Source organism: Sulfurirhabdus autotrophica, assembly GCF_004346685.1.
Classification (GTDB): Bacteria; Pseudomonadota; Gammaproteobacteria; order Burkholderiales; family SMCO01; genus Sulfurirhabdus; species Sulfurirhabdus autotrophica.
Genome location: NZ_SMCO01000004.1, coordinates 131,749 through 148,642, shown reverse-complemented (window position 1 = coordinate 148,642; position 16,894 = coordinate 131,749). Strand labels below are relative to the sequence as shown.

At 47.8% G+C, this 16,894-nt stretch carries 21 protein-coding genes; 13 read left to right on the top strand and 8 right to left on the bottom strand.

Features of this window, described 5'->3' with window-relative positions:
* Window positions 1-43: 43 nt before the first annotated feature.
* Complete coding sequence (gene gatC, locus EDC63_RS06955) at window positions 44-331, bottom strand: Asp-tRNA(Asn)/Glu-tRNA(Gln) amidotransferase subunit GatC (RefSeq protein ID WP_124945802.1); 288 nt, start codon at window positions 329-331, stop codon at window positions 44-46.
* 90 nt (window positions 332-421) lie between these two features.
* On the opposite strand from gatC, the gene EDC63_RS06950 reads away from it, so the two are divergent.
* The 11 genes from EDC63_RS06950 to lipA all read left to right on the top strand — a co-directional run bounded on the left by EDC63_RS06950 (window position 422) and on the right by lipA (window position 10,992).
* Complete coding sequence (locus tag EDC63_RS06950; RefSeq protein WP_124945801.1) at window positions 422-1,465, top strand: rod shape-determining protein; 1,044 nt, start codon at window positions 422-424, stop codon at window positions 1,463-1,465.
* A gap of 162 nt (window positions 1,466-1,627) precedes the next feature.
* On the top strand, window positions 1,628-2,542 hold the full coding sequence (mreC, locus tag EDC63_RS06945) for a rod shape-determining protein MreC (RefSeq protein ID WP_124945800.1): 915 nt from the start codon (window positions 1,628-1,630) through the stop codon (window positions 2,540-2,542).
* A 1-nt stretch (window position 2,543) separates the two neighbouring features.
* Window positions 2,544-3,086 (top strand): rod shape-determining protein MreD, encoded by a 543-nt coding sequence (gene mreD, locus EDC63_RS06940; protein WP_124945799.1) that lies wholly within the window; start codon window positions 2,544-2,546, stop codon window positions 3,084-3,086.
* Between the two features lie 17 nt (window positions 3,087-3,103).
* Window positions 3,104-5,014 carry a penicillin-binding protein 2 gene (gene mrdA, locus EDC63_RS06935; RefSeq protein ID WP_124945798.1) on the top strand — a complete coding sequence of 637 codons (1,911 nt, stop codon included), beginning with the start codon at window positions 3,104-3,106 and terminating at the stop codon, window positions 5,012-5,014.
* On the top strand, window positions 5,007-6,101 hold the full coding sequence (rodA, locus tag EDC63_RS06930) for a rod shape-determining protein RodA (RefSeq protein WP_124945797.1): 1,095 nt from the start codon (window positions 5,007-5,009) through the stop codon (window positions 6,099-6,101). The genes mrdA and rodA overlap by 8 nt, the downstream gene beginning before the upstream one ends.
* Before the next feature lie 110 nt (window positions 6,102-6,211).
* Window positions 6,212-7,039, top strand: coding sequence for a septal ring lytic transglycosylase RlpA family protein (locus EDC63_RS06925; protein WP_223248214.1), 828 nt, complete (start codon window positions 6,212-6,214; stop codon window positions 7,037-7,039).
* 49 nt (window positions 7,040-7,088) lie between these two features.
* Entirely contained in the window at window positions 7,089-8,240 is a 1,152-nt protein-coding gene (locus EDC63_RS06920) for a D-alanyl-D-alanine carboxypeptidase family protein (protein ID WP_124945795.1), read from the top strand.
* Between the two features lie 5 nt (window positions 8,241-8,245).
* Complete coding sequence (locus EDC63_RS06915) at window positions 8,246-9,106, top strand: D-amino acid aminotransferase (protein WP_124945794.1); 861 nt, start codon at window positions 8,246-8,248, stop codon at window positions 9,104-9,106.
* A gap of 9 nt (window positions 9,107-9,115) precedes the next feature.
* Entirely contained in the window at window positions 9,116-9,379 is a 264-nt protein-coding gene (locus EDC63_RS06910; RefSeq protein WP_124945793.1) for an HP0495 family protein, read from the top strand.
* Between the two features lie 4 nt (window positions 9,380-9,383).
* Window positions 9,384-9,983, top strand: coding sequence for a lipoyl(octanoyl) transferase LipB (gene lipB, locus EDC63_RS06905; RefSeq protein WP_124945792.1), 600 nt, complete (start codon window positions 9,384-9,386; stop codon window positions 9,981-9,983).
* Window positions 9,984-10,056: 73 nt separating this feature from the next.
* Window positions 10,057-10,992 (top strand): lipoyl synthase, encoded by a 936-nt coding sequence (gene lipA / locus EDC63_RS06900; protein ID WP_124945791.1) that lies wholly within the window; start codon window positions 10,057-10,059, stop codon window positions 10,990-10,992.
* Between the two features lie 48 nt (window positions 10,993-11,040).
* Here lipA and EDC63_RS06895 read toward each other — a convergent pair whose 3' ends face one another.
* From EDC63_RS06895 to EDC63_RS06865, 7 genes are all read right to left on the bottom strand, one after another.
* Window positions 11,041-11,892, bottom strand: coding sequence for a hypothetical protein (locus EDC63_RS06895; protein ID WP_124945790.1), 852 nt, complete (start codon window positions 11,890-11,892; stop codon window positions 11,041-11,043).
* A complete protein-coding gene (locus EDC63_RS06890; protein ID WP_124945789.1) occupies window positions 11,892-12,083 on the bottom strand; it encodes a hypothetical protein in 192 nt (63 codons plus the stop codon). Before EDC63_RS06890 ends, EDC63_RS06895 begins: the two co-directional genes overlap by 1 nt.
* A gap of 55 nt (window positions 12,084-12,138) precedes the next feature.
* Window positions 12,139-12,930 (bottom strand): ABC transporter permease, encoded by a 792-nt coding sequence (locus EDC63_RS06885; protein WP_189836495.1) that lies wholly within the window; start codon window positions 12,928-12,930, stop codon window positions 12,139-12,141.
* Window positions 12,930-13,841: an ATP-binding cassette domain-containing protein gene (locus tag EDC63_RS06880; protein WP_189836494.1), complete on the bottom strand. Its 912-nt coding sequence runs from the start codon at window positions 13,839-13,841 to the stop codon at window positions 12,930-12,932. The genes EDC63_RS06885 and EDC63_RS06880 overlap by 1 nt, the downstream gene beginning before the upstream one ends.
* Entirely contained in the window at window positions 13,829-14,431 is a 603-nt protein-coding gene (locus tag EDC63_RS06875) for an alpha/beta hydrolase (protein WP_124945788.1), read from the bottom strand. The genes EDC63_RS06880 and EDC63_RS06875 overlap by 13 nt, the downstream gene beginning before the upstream one ends.
* Window positions 14,432-14,433: 2 nt before the next feature.
* Entirely contained in the window at window positions 14,434-14,742 is a 309-nt protein-coding gene (locus tag EDC63_RS06870; RefSeq protein WP_124945787.1) for a (2Fe-2S) ferredoxin domain-containing protein, read from the bottom strand.
* 104 nt (window positions 14,743-14,846) lie between these two features.
* Window positions 14,847-15,203: a nucleotide pyrophosphohydrolase gene (locus EDC63_RS06865; RefSeq protein ID WP_223248213.1), complete on the bottom strand. Its 357-nt coding sequence runs from the start codon at window positions 15,201-15,203 to the stop codon at window positions 14,847-14,849.
* Window positions 15,204-15,300: 97 nt separating this feature from the next.
* Between EDC63_RS06865 and EDC63_RS06860 the strand changes: the two genes are divergently transcribed.
* Both EDC63_RS06860 and EDC63_RS06855 read left to right on the top strand, forming a co-directional pair.
* On the top strand, window positions 15,301-15,909 hold the full coding sequence (locus tag EDC63_RS06860) for a 7-cyano-7-deazaguanine synthase (protein ID WP_223248212.1): 609 nt from the start codon (window positions 15,301-15,303) through the stop codon (window positions 15,907-15,909).
* Window positions 15,910-16,258: 349 nt separating this feature from the next.
* The gene (locus EDC63_RS06855; protein ID WP_124945786.1) at window positions 16,259-16,870 is read left to right on the top strand and encodes an XrtA/PEP-CTERM system exopolysaccharide export protein; all 612 of its coding nucleotides are present in this window, start codon (window positions 16,259-16,261) and stop codon (window positions 16,868-16,870) included.
* Window positions 16,871-16,894: the final 24 nt, after the last annotated feature.

Below are 16,894 nucleotides of genomic sequence, written 5' to 3'. Positions count from 1 at the left end.
AAAACTTTCAGGAAGACCTTTCCAAATATTGCCTGAAGCGTGATTATTCGATTACTTTCGGAACCAGATACAACCCGTCTTCTACTTTTGGCGCGATGGACTGAAACAGTTCGCGCTGATCAGTTTCAGTCACAATATCGTCGCGCATACGCTGCACCAGATCCTGAGAATGAGACATGGGCTCTACGCCGGTCGTATTTACGGCTTGCATTTCTTCGATCAAATTAAAAATACCGGAAAGCTGCGCCAGCATACTTTCTGCTTCTTTTTCATCCACCTCAATACGAGCAAGATGTGCGATGCGTTTCACATCAACAAGCGTCAATGACATAAATTTCACCTATAGTGCTTAAACCTTTAACCATAATAGGTTATCATATTTCATTTATTTGACGCAGCATTCCAGCAGGACTTTCTTATTATGTTCGGATTTTTACGTGGTTATTTTTCCAATGACTTGGCAATTGACCTGGGTACAGCTAACACGCTAATTTATGTGCGCGGCAAGGGCATTGTGCTTGATGAGCCTTCAGTTGTCGCCATTCGCCAGGAAGGCGGCCCCAGCGGCAAAAAAACCATTCAGGCAGTAGGCCTTGAAGCAAAACAGATGCTTGGGCGCACCCCTGGCAATATTACAGCCATCCGCCCCATGAAAGATGGCGTGATCGCAGATTTCACCATCACCGAACAGATGTTGAAATATTTCATCAAAAAAATTCATGATTCACGTTTGCTTAGCCCCAGCCCTCGCATCATTATTTGCGTACCCTGCGGCTCTACCCAGGTAGAACGACGTGCCATTCGCGAATCTGCCATTGGTGCAGGTGCAAGACAGGTGTTTCTGATTGAAGAGCCAATGGCGGCGGCGATTGGTGCTGATTTGCCTGTTGCTGAAGCAACTGGTTCCATGGTGGTAGATATTGGCGGCGGCACCACTGAAGTCGGTGTTATTTCACTGGGCGGTATTGTGTATGCAGCATCGGTACGCGTAGGCGGCGACAAGTTCGATGAATCCATCATCAATTACATCCGACGCAACTACGGCATGTTGATTGGTGAATCCACTGCTGAACAAATCAAGAAGCATATTGGTTCAGCCTTCCCCGGTTCCGAAGTAAGGGAACTGGAAGTCAAAGGACGCAATCTGGCCGAAGGTATTCCCCGCAGCTTCACGATATCCAGCAACGAAATTCTGGAAGCTTTGACCGATCCGCTCAACAGCATTGTCAGTGCTGTAAAATCCGCATTGGAACAAACACCCCCTGAACTGGGTGCTGACATTGCTGAAAAAGGCATGGTGCTTACCGGTGGTGGCGCGCTATTACGTGATCTGGATAGACTGCTGATGGAAGAAACCGGATTGCCTGTGATAGTTGCTGAAGATCCGCTTACCTGTGTGGTGCGTGGTTCTGGTCGCGCACTGGAAGAAATGGATAAACTGGGTACAGTATTCACCAACGATTGATTCATTTATCGATGATTCAGTCACTGATTTGTTAATAACTACAAAAAGATTTAAACGAAGGCGGGAGCAACTATGTGGTCTCGTGTTCCCTGTTCAGGTTAATATTCATTATTTATGAATGTAAATTTAAGCTGAACAGGAAATCATCGAAACACTGAACGAATGGAATATCAACCCCCACAATTTTTTAATCGCGGCCCTAGCCTTTTAGCGCGCTTAAGTTTTTTCGCCTTCATTTCTGTTGTATTAATGGTTACGGATGCCCATTTCAAATACCTGGGTACAGTCCGCCAATCCCTTTCCGTCATTATTTACCCCTTGCAACGTATAGCTAATAGTCCAGTGGAGCTTTTTGACCGCGTCAGTGGTTTCTTTGTGACGCAAGCTCTGTTACAAAGTGAAAATCTCGCCTTGAAGCAACAACAATTGGTTAACGCATCCCAATTGCAACGACTTCAATCGCTGCAAGCTGAAAACACTCAACTACGAAAACTCTTCAATGCCCAGAAACCCTATGGTGAGAAAGCCGTTGTAGCAGACATTCTCTATGGCAGCCATGACCCATTTGTCCGTAAAGTCGTTGTGGACAAAGGCTCCGCCCATAACATTCTGGCGGGAGATGCTGTACTGGATGACATCGGCGTGATTGGCCAGGTAACCCGCGCTTATCCTTTCAGCAGTGAAATTACGTTAGTGACCGATAAAAATCAGGCGGTACCTGTGCAAATCTTACGCACCGGTCAACGCGTCATAGTCGTTGGATTTGGGCAGGAAGGCTTGCTGGACCTTCCCTTCATGCCTGCCAATGGCGATATCCAGAATGGGGATATACTAGTCACTTCAGGGATAGATGGCACTTACCCCGCCGGTTTGCCTGTGGCAACCGTGACAAAAATTGAGCGAAATGCCGCTTATTCGTTTGCTAAAATTACCTGTACGCCAAGTGGCGGCGTTGATCGACATAAACAAGTACTTATACTAGCAGGCTCCTCTATTCCTGCCACTCACATACCACCCGCGCCCACATCGCCCGCACCCAAAAAAGATAGCAGCAATGAACACAAAAAGCGGAAATAGGATGTCATCGCGCGCGAACAAAACGCAAGAAATTCTGCTTCCGGCGAGTGGCATTTTCATTTTTTTCACCCTGCTGGCAGGGCTGACGCTCAATCTGTTGCCTTGGCAAGGTCTGTCACTTTTGATTCGGCCGGATTTTATTGTGCTTATCCTGCTATTCTGGTGCATCAATCAGCCGCGCAAGATAGGGCTGGGCACAGCCTGGTTTTTAGGTCTGGTAATGGATGTTGCTGACGGCAGTCTGTTTGGACAACATGCGCTGGCTTACACGCTAGTAACCTTTGCTGCGCTCATCCTGCATAGGCGCGTGCTCATGTTCCCATTGTTGCAGCAAGCCCTGCATATATTTCCAATTCTGCTGCTGCTGCAATTAACTCTGCTTCTGTTTCGCCTGATTGTTGGTGTACCTTACGTTGAATGGAGCTATTTCCTTCCCAGTCTGGCTGGCATGCTACTTTGGCCCCCCCTTTCCTTCTTACTGCAACAACCGCAGCGCTGGACAAATAAACCAGACAACAGTGTTCCTGTTCAGTCTTCCCGTTAGAAGAAGAAACTAGCCGGATGAAACACCGTACATTCCTTAAAAATCATAAACTCGAACTCCACTCTTTCAGAATTCGACTGGCCATTGGCGGAGCCTTTGCCGTCATTTTATTTTTGGTTTTAGCGAGCCGATTCTTTTATGTTCAGGTTGCGCAACATAACCATTATCAAACTTTGGCAGAAGCCAACCGAATCTCAATCGTACCTATTGTCCCGAACCGCGGTCTGATTTTAGATAGAAACGGCGTCATATTGGCGCATAACTATTCTGCCTACACCCTGGAAATTACACCCAGCAAAGTTGACGGACTGGAGGCGACCATTGATGAACTCGCTAAAATCATTGAAATTACCTCCAAGGACCGAAAGCGTTTTAAAAAGCTGCTGGATGAAAGTCATAACTTTGAAAGCCAGCCAATTCGCACCCGCCTGAATGAGGTTGAGATTGCTCGCTTTGCAGTCAATCGCTACCGGTTTCCCGGCGTAGAAATAAAAGCGCGCCTGTTCAGGGATTACCCATTAGCTGAGCTCGCTTCTCATGCAATCGGTTATATTGGTCGTATCAATGATAAAGATCTGGATAAACTGGAAGAAAATGAAGAAATTGCGAATTATCGGGGCAGCGACCATATTGGCAAAATTGGCATTGAACAAAGTTATGAAAAACAACTTCATGGCATCACCGGGTTTGAACAAGTAGAAACGGATTCAGGCGGTAAGGCCATCCGAACCCTGAGCCGCACGCCTGCTGTTTCAGGTGACAATGTTTATCTGGCCATGGACACCCGTTTACAGGCAGTCGCTGAAAAAGCTTTTGGCGATTTCAGAGGTGCCATGGTGGCAATTGACCCACATAACGGTGAAGTCCTCGCATTTGTCAGCCAACCGGGATTTGACCCCAATTTATTTGTGGATGGCATTGACTCTGCAAGTTGGGATGCCCTCAACAACTCACCAGACAGACCTCTCAACAACCGGGCATTACGGGGACTTTATCCACCCGGTTCCACTTTCAAGCCGTTTATGGCACTTGCTGGACTGGAACTAGGCAAGCGCACCCCCTCTTCTACTATTAGCGACCCTGGATATTACATGCTACCCGGCAGCAGTCACCGTTATCGAGACTGGAAAGCCGGTGGCCATGGCAGTGTAGACCTGCGCAAATCCATCGTGGTTTCCTGTGATACCTACTATTACGGTCTCGCGAACGATATGGGTATCGATAATATCTACAACTTTATCAAAAAATTTGGCATGGGAAGTAAAACCGGCATTGATATTGAAGGTGAGGTCTCGGGTTTACTCGCATCGCAAGAGTGGAAAAAAAGGCGCTTTAAACAACGATGGTTTCCAGGCGAAACCGTTATCACGGGTATCGGACAAGGATATACGTTAACGACTCCGTTGCAGCTTGCTTTCGCTACGTCGCTTCTTGCGAATAGTGGTGAACTCTTTCCGCCTCGTCTGGTCAGAGCCATTCAGGACAGTAAATCCAATCTGATAAAAAATACGAGTTCTCAGCCACTTGAAAAATATGATTTCAAACCAGAAAACCTCAAGCTGGTCAGAGAAGCCATGATAGATGTCAATCGACCAGGCGGCACTGCCGTGGCTGCATGGCTCAACGCGCCTTACCTTGTAGCAGGTAAAACCGGTACGGCACAGGTTGTCGGCATCAAGCAAACAGAAAAGTATGTTGCCAGCCGCGTTCAGGAACGCCACCGCGACCATGCACTTTATATCGCCTATGCACCTGCGGACGACCCCAAGATTGCGCTAGCCGTATTGGTAGAAAATGGAGGGCATGGCGGCTCTACTGCCGCGCCTATCGCCCGGAAAGTAATGGATTTTTACTTGCTGGGCAAACTGCCGAATGAGCCTAAAATTTCCACTGAAGCTGCTGCCGTAGAGGAACACGCCGATGATTAAACGTTTCTTTACACGGCTGACGCTACACATTGACGGCTTTCTCTTTTTCTCCCTTATCATTCTTATGGCGATGGGGCTGATCGTGCTTTATAGCGCTTCGGGTAAGAGCCCGGACAGAATAATAAGCCAGTTAATCAATATGGGCGTAGCACTAACTGTAATGTGGGTAATCGCAAACATCCCACCCCAGCACTTGTTGCGACTGGCTGTGCCGGCCTATACATTAGGACTGCTATTGCTGATTAGCGTTGCGCTGTTTGGTGATATCAGCCACGGTGCACGACGCTGGCTCAATCTCGGATTCACCAAGATTCAACCCTCTGAGCTTATGAAACTGGCCGCGCCCCTGATGCTTGCTTGGTATTTTAATCGCTATGAAACCAATCTGCGGCTTAAAAACTACGCAATAGCAGCCATACTGTTGCTTATCCCTGTAGGCTTTATAGCCAGGCAACCCGATCTGGGTACCTCATTACTGATCACCGCATCTGGATTTTATGTGATATTTCTGGCCGGACTCAGTTGGCGAATTCTGCTTGGGATTTTTGCCGCAATTGGTGCCAGCTTACCTTTGGTTTGGTCTGTCATGCATGATTACCAGCGACAGCGAGTGCTCACATTACTTGACCCGTCTCAAGACCCTCTCGGCGCAGGCTATCATATTATTCAGTCCACAATCGCTATTGGTTCCGGTGGTATTTTTGGAAAAGGGTGGCTAAAAGGCACCCAGGCACATCTCGACTTTTTGCCTGAACGCACCACAGATTTTATTTTTGCGGTTTTTGCCGAAGAGTTCGGACTGGTCGGCAATATCCTCCTCGTCACCCTGTTCATCATCATCATCAGTCGGGGTTTGCTGATTGCCGCTAATGCCCCAACGCTAGCTTCCCGATTGTTGGCCGGCAGTATCACCCTGACTTTCTTTACCTATGCTTTTGTAAACATGGGTATGGTAAGCGGCATCCTTCCCGTCGTGGGTGTACCCCTCCCGCTTTTTAGTTACGGGGGTACTTCCATGGTGACAGTGTTGCTTGGATTTGGTATTTTGATGAGCATTCACACACATCGCAAGTTGGTGAGAACATGAGAAAGAATTTCTGTTACTACATCCTTCCCTGTTTCATTCTGCTGTATCTCGCAGGCTGCAGCACGGCCCCGCAGCGAACCGAATCATCAACTACCGGTAAATCATCTCCAATGGCTACCAGCAAAGGTGCGAGCAAAGGAGGCGGGTACTATAAAGATGATGGCCCGGGTGAAAATCTACCAGCAAATATTGATGACATTCCCGATGCGCAACCCAAAGAAGAACCTTTGCACAAATTTGCCAACAATCCCTATACTGTATTTGGACAACAGTATGTGCCCGTAACCAATTTCAAGCCTTATAAAGCAAGGGGAATTGCATCCTGGTATGGTAAAAAGTTTCACGGCCAGAAAACATCTTCCGGCGAACCCTACGACATGTACGGCATGACCGCGGCCCACCCGACATTGCCTATCCCCAGCTATGTCAAGGTAACCAACCCGAGTACACACAAATCTGTCGTCGTGCGTGTTAATGACCGAGGCCCTTTTCACAGCGACCGTCTGATGGATTTGTCCTATACGGCAGCCTATAAACTTGGTATTGTACAAAAAGGCAGCGGACTGGTTGAGGTTGAAAGCATCAATCCAGCGGAACCGAAACCCGTTGTTGTAGCTGCATTAGCTGCGCAGGAACCCATCAAATATACTACCGAACCCGTTGACCCTGTCGAACCAGAACCATCGGACATGCCGCTGATCGAACAGAGTGGCATTTTCTTGCAACTGGCTTCTTTTGGAACGCAAATCAACGCCCAAAATTTTAGTGAAAAGATCAAAGCACAACTCGGCAACCTCTCAGAAGCACTGCATATTTTCCCCAAGAACGGACTGTTCAAAGTGCATCTGGGTCCCTATCACAACCAGTCCGAAGCTACGAAAGTAGCCGAAAATGTGAGAAGAACCCTGGACATAAAACCCTTTATGGTCATACGCTAAGACCATATATCCCGATTAACCAACATAAGGCAAAATACATATCCATATTATGAAATCTCTCTTTCTCGCTTTTATTACGCTACTGTTTACCTCTGCTACCCTGGCTGCAGTTCCAGCCCAAACCATGCTTGCAGTTCCCCCCGCACCACAAGTCGCAGCCAAATCCTACATTCTGGTTGACTTCAATAGTGGGCAAACCCTCATTCAAGCTGATTCAAACCAGCGCATTGAGCCTGCTTCACTGACTAAGTTAATGACTGCTTACATCACCTTCAATGCGATTAAACAAAACCGGATTAGCCTGAACCAGGCGCTCCCTGTTTCAGAAAAGGCCTGGCGCACTGAAGGTTCGAGAATGTTTATCGACCTTAAAACACCTGTGACGGTAGCTGAGCTAATCCGCGGTATGATTGTTCAATCAGGGAACGATGCCTGTATTGCGCTGGCAGAAGCGATTGCGGGAAGCGAAGAAAGCTTTGCCCACCTGATGAATCAGGAAGCAGCACGACTCGGCATGAAAAACACCAATTTCGTGAATTCCACCGGTTTGCCTAATCCCCAGCATTACACTACCGCATATGATTTAAGCCTGCTTGCAGCTGCCATTATTCGTGATTTCCCGGAATTTTATCCGCTCTATTCCATCAAGGAGTACCGTTACAACAATATCACCCAACCCAATCGCAACCGTTTGCTATGGCTTGACCCTAACGTTGATGGTATGAAAACGGGCCACACTGAATCTGCCGGCTATTGCCTGATCACTTCAGCCAAACGCGGCTCTACCCGCCTGATTTCAGTAGTGCTCGGTACTGCATCAGATAATGCGCGCACCATGGAAAGCCAGAAATTGCTCAACTTTGGTTTCCAGTTTTTTGATTCCGTGCGTATATATGCCAAGGAACAAGCCGTAGCCAATTTACGCGTGTGGAAAGGTAGCCAGAAGATGCTTAAGGCTGGTTTCAAAGATGATAAATACATCATCGTGCCAAAAGGACAATACCAAAACGTGAAAGTTTCCATGACCAGCACCCAGCCTTTACTGGCACCAATCAGTAACGGCCAGAAAATTGGCTCTGTAAAATTGACACTTGATGGCAAAGAACTGGCTGAATACCCGCTGTTTTCTCTTGAAAACGTAGCTATTGCCAACATTTTCGGCCGTTCATGGGACAGCATTAAACTCATGTTCACGAAATAATCGAAATGATCTATCTAAACGGCCAGTTCATGCCCATCGAAGAAGCGCGTATACCCGTGCTTGATCGTGGCTTTATATTTGGAGATGGTGTCTATGAAGTCATCCCCGTGTATTCTCGCCATGCCTTTCGGTTGGCTGAACATTTACGGCGTTTGCAGCATAGCCTCGATGGCATCCGGCTGAAAAACCCGCATTCCACAACAGAATGGGCCGCTTTGATCAACCGGATCATCGAGAACAACGAAGGGGAAGATCAGTACATTTACCTGCATATTACCCGGGGTGTCGCCAAGCGCGACCATGCTTTCCCAAAGGATGTGCAGCCGACTGTCTTTCTCATGAGCAATCCGCTAATACACCCTGCTGCCGATTTGCGAGAAACCGGGGTAGCGGCAGTAACGGCAACAGATAATCGCTGGCTGCGCTGTGATATCAAAGCCATTTCATTATTGCCCAACGTGTTGCTGCGCCAGATGGCCGTCGATGCAAATGCCGCAGAAACACTGATGTTGCGTGAAGGCTTTTTGACTGAGGGAGCCGCCAGCAATATCTTTGTCGTGTATAACGATATACTGCTGGCCCCGCCCAAAAGCCATCTTATGCTGCCTGGCATTACTTACGATGTGGTGCTTGAACTGGCCGAAGCAAACTCTATGCAGCACGAAGTGCGTGAAATCTCCGAGTATGAGGTACGCAGCGCTCAGGAATTATGGATGACCTCATCCACAAAAGAAGTGCTGCCCATTACCTCACTGGATGGAAAGCCTGTCGGAACTGGCAAACCAGGGCACGTTTATCACCGCATGTACGCACTGTATCAGGAATACAAAGCTGAAATCATGCGTGCACCCGCCCAAAATCAATAGGTGCAACAAATGGATGAAGAAACGTTAATCGAATACCCCAGTGAATTTCCGATCAAAATCATGGGGGAAAGCCATGAAAACTTTACACAGACAATATTGGATATTGTTGTGCGCTACGCACCGGATTTCGTTACGTCGACCATTGAGATCCGTCCTAGCAAAAACGGCAAATATACCAGCATTACCTGCACCATCAATGCCACTTCCCGCGAACAACTGGATAACTTGTATCGTGAACTGTCTGCCCACCCCATGATCAAGATCGTCCTCTAAATTCATGTTGGTCAAGCATCTTGGCATGGCGGACTATCTTGCCACATGGCAAGCCATGCAGACATTCACTGCCAATCGCACTGCAGAAACCCCCGACGAGCTCTGGATACTGCAGCACCCACCTGTCTACACCATGGGCTTAAACGGCAAGCCGGAACATCTCCCTCAAAATGTGCAAATACCCGTCGTCAAAATTGACCGGGGTGGCCAGATTACCTATCACGGCCCCGGCCAAATCGTCGCTTACCTGTTGATTGATCTGAAACGCAAAGGGATAGGGGTAAGAGAACTGGTTACTGCAATGGAACAATCAGTCAAAGCCTTATTGAGCAGCTACCACATCCAGAGCGAAAACCTGCAGAATGCCCCAGGCGTATACGTAGATGGCAAAAAAATCGCTGCCTTGGGACTGCGCATCAAACACGGATGCAGCTATCATGGATTAAGCCTTAACGTGGATATGGACCTGAGCCCTTTTCTTGCTATCAATCCCTGCGGCTATCCCGGCTTGGAAGTTACCCAGACCAGTGAATTAGGCATCGGTGACAGCATTGATTTGATCACGACTCGCCTGGTTTCGGCTATCGAGCAGACTCTCGGATAACACATCATCGTCAGCCGGTTATATGCATTTCAACAAATAACCCGCCCGGGTTCAAGTGCGGTAAAATACCAAAATGACTATTGATATCAAACTCCACAAAGGCGAAGCTAAAACTGCCCGCATTCCGATTAAGGTTGTCCCCCAGCCGGCTTTAAAAAAGCCCAATTGGATTCGCGCAAAATCGCCTAACAGCCCTGAGGTCATTCAGCTCAAGGAAATATTACGCGAGCACAAACTCCATACGGTTTGTGAAGAGGCTTCCTGCCCCAACCTGGGAGAGTGCTTTCGTCATGGCACTGCCACTTTCATGATTTTAGGCGACTTATGTACCCGTCGCTGCCCATTTTGTGATGTAGGCCACGGCAAGCCACTACCACCAGATACGGAAGAACCATTGCATCTGGCGCAGACCATTGCTGCCATGAAACTGAAATATGTGGTCATCACCAGTGTCGACCGTGATGATTTGAGAGATGGGGGTGCACAGCATTTTGCAGATTGTATACAGGCAGTGCGTGAACATGCACCCCATACCCGTATCGAAATCCTGACCCCTGATTTTCGTGGCCGGATTGATGTTGCGCTGGACAAGCTGAGCTGCAATCCACCCGATGTCATGAACCACAATCTGGAAACTGCCCCTCGTCTGTATAAAGCGACCCGTCCGGGAGCCGATTACACCCATTCGCTCAAATTGCTCAAAGATTTCAAGTTGCGCCACCCGGAAATCCCTACCAAATCAGGGATCATGGTGGGATTAGGTGAAACGGATGAAGAAGTACTGGAAGTGATGCGTGATTTAAGGGCGCATGATGTCGATATGCTGACCATTGGACAATACTTGCAGCCAGGGCCGCATCATTTACCGGTCACACGCTATGTGACGCCGGAACAATTTGCAGCATTTGAAAAAGCTGCGCAGGAAATGGGGTTTAAGAATGCGGCTTGCGGGCCTATGGTCAGGTCAAGTTATCATGCGGACCAGCAAGCACAAGAAGTTAAACTTTAACCGGCAGCAAGCTGGCTAGCTATTTCTCAAGAGTACGCTTGAAGCCGGTTAAGCCATCATCAGCCGGGCTTTCACTAACGCCACTTCTACCTCTTCCCGATTCACAAACTCTGGAATTAACCGATAGATTTGCAGAAGCTTCTCCGGTTGAGCAGCCGCTGCCCATTCAAGTGATTCTCTTGTTGCCCGTAAAAGATAGGGGTGAGTTAACAGATCCGGTGCAACCTGTTCATGGTATTCCTTTACCAACTGCGCATTCTCTGTATTCAGCCATTTTTCCTCCAGCAACAGTTCTGGGAAATCCTCCGGACTTAATAGTCGACCTTCCCACTCTGCTACAACACGCACACCGGCTAACCCTTCACCGCTCCTGTCGTCGTGCCGCTTGAACCATTGTGCGGCGGGGTAAGGCCGCGCGGCATGGTTGATCAGATTATTAATGATTTCCCGATGGGGTTCGGGCCATGCACGTTTATCGCGCAGCGCATCACGCGCCTTCAGGCTTTCTGCTACAAAACTGTTATCACGCAGATTAAACGATAACCAGGTGGGGTAAGCATCCTGAGTACTCGGTTCCCCCGACCGCTTACTGGCAAGTAGCGCAAGAGGCAACCCGGTATCTTTGTTGAGCAACCACAGCTCAGTATTGTCTTCCAATGTAAAAGGGGTAGCGGGACGATGATGGAATGCTTCAAGCAAAACACCCCGCTCAGAAAAATCAATCAGCCGATTTTCTTCATCATTGAAGCCACCAACGGAATAATAACGACCAGCAATAGATTGGCTCCTGGCATGCCAATGCACCCCGTCAACAGACAACGCCTGAGTATTACCCGCCGCGATGATTTGTACAACACCGCGATAGGGATTCAGCTGGCGGATGCTGTAATATTGGGCCATTATTCCCGCGCAACCCCCGTTATGACTATGAGCCGTTGATCAAGCAAAGTAATCAGTCGTTCAGCAATTTCCTGTTCGACCTCATTTAATGCGTCAAACTGATCTTCGAGTTCATCGATAGCAGCAGCAATTTCTTCCTTCGAAGAAAAGTTGTTCAGTTTTTCAGCTATTCCGGAGAGGGTTGGATTCATTTCTCTATTATCAAGTATTTTTGCAACCTGACAAGGGTAAATTCAATATACCGGATTATTTCAGCAACCTTCTTCTGGTCAAGCCCAATGCCAACACAAAACCCAGACTGCCGTAAGCGAACAACATCACAAGATGAAGCAAGATATTGACAGGCACAATACCCAGCAATAAGGGACGCACAAGTTCAATCGCGTGGGTCAGCGGCAAGATAACCGAAACCGTCTGCAGAAGAGGCGGCAACTGTGAAACAGGAAAAAATACGCCGCACAATAACACCATGGGCGTAATCACCAGGGTGAAGTAGTACATGAAAAAATCATAGCTGGGAGAAACAGCCGTCATTACTAGTCCCATTCCAGCAAAACAAAAACCAATCAACACGACGAGAGGTAAAATCCACAAAGAAAGCAGCCAGGATTGTTGCAGCCCCAGCACCCAGATAATCAGCAAAATGGCGATTCCAGAAAGCAGGCTTTTACTGGCCGCCCATAGCAGTTCGCCCAACATCACATCATCCAGTATTAACGGGCCATTCATGATGGCCTCCCAGGTTTTCTGCACATGCATTCTGGAAAACGCGGAATACAAAGTTTCAAACGTGGCGCTATTCATGGTGCTATACGCAACCGTCCCTGCCGCCAGAAAAGTAATATAGGGCACGCCTGAAACCTGTGGCAACAGTCCACCCAAGCCATAACCCAGCCCCAGCATGTAGAGCATGGGATCAGCCAGATTGCCCAGAATAGAGGGGATTGCGAGTTTTTTCCATACCATGAAATTTCGCCGCCACACCGGCATAAAGCGCAGGCTGAGTTGCGGCATACGAAAAAAAGTGTGAATTGCCATTAGTCTCGTAAATCCCGGCCAGTGAGCTTCAAAAACACATCCTCAAGATTGGCTGGCCTGTGCATGTAGCGCATGCTGGTCTGCGCACGCAGGTTTTCCATCAGCGCTTGACCATCGCGGGTATAACAAAACAAGGTTTCACCAGCCAACTCAGCTCTTTCACAGAGTGTGGCACCATATTGCTGACCCCATGCTGCAGCTTGTTCACCATACAACTCCACTACGCCTGGCTCTATATATTGCTCAATCAACTCACGGGGACTGCCTGTGGCAATAATTTTTCCATTGTCCATGACACTCAGGCGATCACAAATACGCTCTGCCTCATCCATAAAGTGGGTGGTCAGAATAATGGTTTTCCCTTTATTCAACAGACGCCGTAAGCCTTGCCACATCATGTGACGGGCTTGCGGATCCAGTCCGGTAGTCGGTTCATCCAGAAAAATCACATCGGGGTCGTTAATCAAAGCTCGCGCCAAAGTCAGACGCCGCTTCATGCCACCGGATAAAGCATTGATACGCGCGTCGGCGCGATGGCTTAAGCCAGCCAATTCGAGTAATTCCGGAATACGCGCAGCAATTTCCGCATCCGGTATGCCAAAATACCTGCCGTACACCATCAGATTTTCATGTACCGTGAAATCCGGGTCCAGGCTATCCATTTGCGGCACCACCCCGATTTTCATTCTGGCTTCGCGAGCCATCGCAGGAATAGGATAGTCAAGAATGTTCATTTCCCCGGCATCAGGATCAACCAACCCGAGCAGCAGCCTAAGCGTCGTGGTTTTACCTGCGCCATTTGGCCCCAGCAACCCAAAGCATTCCCCTGCATTTACTTCCAGGTCAATCCCAGCCACAACCTCTGCTGTGCCGTAGTGCTTGCGCAATCCTTTTGCGTTCAGCACTGACATAGTTCAACCAGCGTCTGTTTGAGCTGCGATAATTTACGATGGAAAAAGTGATCTGCACCTTCCAGCACCACAAGCTTCACTCCCTGAGCTTCGGACCAGGTTTGTACCACTTCCAGGGGCACCAGCTCATCTTTTCCACCATGAATAATAGTGGCATTAGGCGCAACATCTCCAAACTCAAACATGTTGACCGCCGGACCAATCAACACAACCTGCTGTGCGTTGAGCTTATGTCCAATCTGATTCTGCACATGGGCACCAAACGAAAAACCTGCCAATAATAATGGCAAATCAGGATAGCGCGGCTGAACAAATGCGTAGGCTGCCAGCATATCTTCCACTTCGCCTTCACCGTGGTCATAGTCGCCATCACTCATACCAACCCCGCGAAAATTCGGGCGGACAGCAACATACCCCAATGAAAGCAACGTATCCGCCACTGTTTGCACCACCTTGTTATCCAGCGTGCCACCATGCAGCGGATGGGGATGAGCGATCAGGGCAATGCCTATGCGTTCAGGTCCGGGATCATTAATGACCGTTTCGATCTTGCCGCTAGGGCCGTCGATTCTCAGTTTATAACGCTTCACGCTTAAATTTTCAGCCGATCTACAACACGGCCATGCAGAAGATGTTCATCGATGATTTCATCAATATCGGACTTATCCACATAGGTGTACCATACCCCTTCAGGGTAGACTGCAAGCACAGGCCCCTCATTACAACGGTCCATACAACCGGCACTATTAATACGGCACATGCCCGGACCGCTTAATTTTAGCTTTTTAATTTTATCTTTTGCATAATCGCGCACAGCCTGCGCATCAAAATCGGCACAGCAGGCAGCCCCGTCTTCCCGTTGATTCGTGCAGAAAAATACGTGGTATTTGTAGTAACTCATCGAACTCGTTTCTCAATTTTCATTGGGGAGATTATACCGCATCAGCCCCTAAATATTTTTGCGTCGTCCATTACAAAATCGAGACGATCACACCGTCATAAACCCTACAGCTCAGTATATTTAGCCGCAATGCCTTTGGACTTTTCAACCGGATATTTGATTTCATTCAGTTGCATTTTTCTGAATGCGGCATCCACAGGATCGATTCCCAACACATCTGCAAGCCGTGTCAGATAAATCAACACATCCCCGATTTCTTGAGACACCGCCTCCAGCTTGGGTGGATCAAGCATCACACTTTGCTGGGAACTCAACCATTGAAAATGCTCCATCAGCTCAGCCACTTCGACGCTTAATGCCATACTCAGATTCTTCGGCGTATGAAATTGATCCCAATCCCGCGCCTTGGCAAAAGCACGAATATCACCCTGCAAACCCTTAAGAGAATCACCTTTCATCATTTTCCCCCCTGAATATTTCATCTTTGACCAAAATGAATGATATGTTAACTTTTAAAAATTGAGCTACGATTAATTTAACCACCTTGTTTACTAATATATGCCAGAAATTATTCTCTTAAGCGGCGGCATTGAGAGTTCTACACTTTTATATATGAACCCGACACCTAGTGAGCTCTATCCGGTTTTCATTGATTATGGTCAGCGTGCGGCACTACAAGAGGGCCAGGCCGCACTCGCACAGTGCGCGAATCTTGGTATAAAACTCAAAAAATTAAACATGTCGCAAGTCGGACATGATTTCAGGGAAGATCAAAGCAATAAAATGCACGTTCCCATACCTCATCGCAACCTGATCGCCTTAAGTCTGGGGCTGAGTTATGCCGCACAACTCGGGGCCAATCGCGTATACATCGCCCTTAACCAGGAAGACACACAAGCTTATCCCAGTGCCTCGCTCGCTTTTCTGACACAATTTCAGGCAATGGCCCGCACACTCGGTGAAATTGAAATTGCTGCGCCATTACTGAATTTATCCAAAGCCAGTATTATCCTGCATGGCAAATCAGTTGGCATGGATTACACTAAAACATATAGTTGCCTGCTGGGCTACACTACGCATTGTGGCCACTGCCCACAATGCAAAAAACGCCAAGTAGCATTTAATGAAGCGGGCTACCCTGAATCGACGGGGTTTTATCACAAATGATGATTTTGAAATATTTATCCTATTTAATGAACTTCAAAGGGGCTCTTTAACGACCAGGCGGCCAAGTGAATTGTCAATTTACCGTCATAACTGTCGAGTTAAAATACGGTTCTCTCATGCATAATTAAACTTGACCCACGATACAGGGCGAAGTCATTCATGGCCTGAAACTTGCTTTATCTTGTTAAAGTGAATATGGTGGGCCTGTACTGATGTGCATAATATTAATTATTTGAAGCTATTGTATATAAATACAATATATTTATACTAAAAAACTTATGTGGCATAATAACTGCCATAATTCAAAATATTACATGGAGGAAGCATTGTGGATATAGTTAAAAAAATAATGAACTGCAGATGGAAAGTATTACCTGCCGTTTTCATCCTTGCAGTCAGCGGCTGCGCCACATCATCCCATCCTCCTGCGCCCGCTTCAGCCGAAAAGATGTCGGACTGGTATTACCTGATTGGTCCTGGCGACAGCGTCAGTGTTTTCGTCTGGAGAAACCCGGAGTTATCAGGTTCTTTTCCAGTCAGGCCCGATGGAAAAATGACCATGAATCTGGTAGAAGATTTGCCTGCCAGCGGAAAAACGCCCACTCAATTAGCACGTGACATTGAAAAATCACTTTCCAAATACATCCAAGACCCTATAGCTACAGTCATTGTTGCTGGAGGGGTAGGTCCATTTAGTCAGCAAATTCGCATTATTGGTCAAGCGGCAAAGCCTCAGGCACTCAATTACCGAGAAGGCATGAGTCTGATTGACGTCATGATTGCAGTAGGTGGTGTGACCGATTTTGCAGCGGGAAACAAAGCTATTATCCTGCGTACCACTGATGGCAAACAACAGCAATTATCTGTACGCCTTGAAGATCTGGTTAAAGGCGGCGACGTAACTGCCAATGCTGAAATGCGACCTGGTGACGTGCTGGTAATTCCTGAAAGCTGGTTCTAATACTTACAGAATCCTCTCCCCGCC

What these genes read in the sequence shown, in the direction of transcription:
- gatC (WP_124945802.1), bottom strand. Translation starts at nt 331, where the DNA reads ATGTCATTGACGCTTGTTGATGTGAAACGCATCGCACATCTTGCTCGT.
- EDC63_RS06950 (WP_124945801.1), top strand. Translation starts at nt 422, where the DNA reads ATGTTCGGATTTTTACGTGGTTATTTTTCCAATGACTTGGCAATTGAC.
- mreC (WP_124945800.1), top strand. Translation starts at nt 1,628, where the DNA reads ATGGAATATCAACCCCCACAATTTTTTAATCGCGGCCCTAGCCTTTTA.
- mreD (WP_124945799.1), top strand. Translation starts at nt 2,544, where the DNA reads ATGTCATCGCGCGCGAACAAAACGCAAGAAATTCTGCTTCCGGCGAGT.
- mrdA (WP_124945798.1), top strand. Translation starts at nt 3,104, where the DNA reads ATGAAACACCGTACATTCCTTAAAAATCATAAACTCGAACTCCACTCT.
- rodA (WP_124945797.1), top strand. Translation starts at nt 5,007, where the DNA reads ATGATTAAACGTTTCTTTACACGGCTGACGCTACACATTGACGGCTTT.
- EDC63_RS06925 (WP_223248214.1), top strand. Translation starts at nt 6,212, where the DNA reads ATGGCTACCAGCAAAGGTGCGAGCAAAGGAGGCGGGTACTATAAAGAT.
- EDC63_RS06920 (WP_124945795.1), top strand. Translation starts at nt 7,089, where the DNA reads ATGAAATCTCTCTTTCTCGCTTTTATTACGCTACTGTTTACCTCTGCT.
- EDC63_RS06915 (WP_124945794.1), top strand. Translation starts at nt 8,246, where the DNA reads ATGATCTATCTAAACGGCCAGTTCATGCCCATCGAAGAAGCGCGTATA.
- EDC63_RS06910 (WP_124945793.1), top strand. Translation starts at nt 9,116, where the DNA reads ATGGATGAAGAAACGTTAATCGAATACCCCAGTGAATTTCCGATCAAA.
- lipB (WP_124945792.1), top strand. Translation starts at nt 9,384, where the DNA reads ATGTTGGTCAAGCATCTTGGCATGGCGGACTATCTTGCCACATGGCAA.
- lipA (WP_124945791.1), top strand. Translation starts at nt 10,057, where the DNA reads ATGACTATTGATATCAAACTCCACAAAGGCGAAGCTAAAACTGCCCGC.
- EDC63_RS06895 (WP_124945790.1), bottom strand. Translation starts at nt 11,892, where the DNA reads ATGGCCCAATATTACAGCATCCGCCAGCTGAATCCCTATCGCGGTGTT.
- EDC63_RS06890 (WP_124945789.1), bottom strand. Translation starts at nt 12,083, where the DNA reads ATGAATCCAACCCTCTCCGGAATAGCTGAAAAACTGAACAACTTTTCT.
- EDC63_RS06885 (WP_189836495.1), bottom strand. Translation starts at nt 12,930, where the DNA reads ATGGCAATTCACACTTTTTTTCGTATGCCGCAACTCAGCCTGCGCTTT.
- EDC63_RS06880 (WP_189836494.1), bottom strand. Translation starts at nt 13,841, where the DNA reads ATGTCAGTGCTGAACGCAAAAGGATTGCGCAAGCACTACGGCACAGCA.
- EDC63_RS06870 (WP_124945787.1), bottom strand. Translation starts at nt 14,742, where the DNA reads ATGAGTTACTACAAATACCACGTATTTTTCTGCACGAATCAACGGGAA.
- EDC63_RS06865 (WP_223248213.1), bottom strand. Translation starts at nt 15,203, where the DNA reads ATGATGAAAGGTGATTCTCTTAAGGGTTTGCAGGGTGATATTCGTGCT.
- EDC63_RS06860 (WP_223248212.1), top strand. Translation starts at nt 15,301, where the DNA reads ATGCCAGAAATTATTCTCTTAAGCGGCGGCATTGAGAGTTCTACACTT.
- EDC63_RS06855 (WP_124945786.1), top strand. Translation starts at nt 16,259, where the DNA reads ATGAACTGCAGATGGAAAGTATTACCTGCCGTTTTCATCCTTGCAGTC.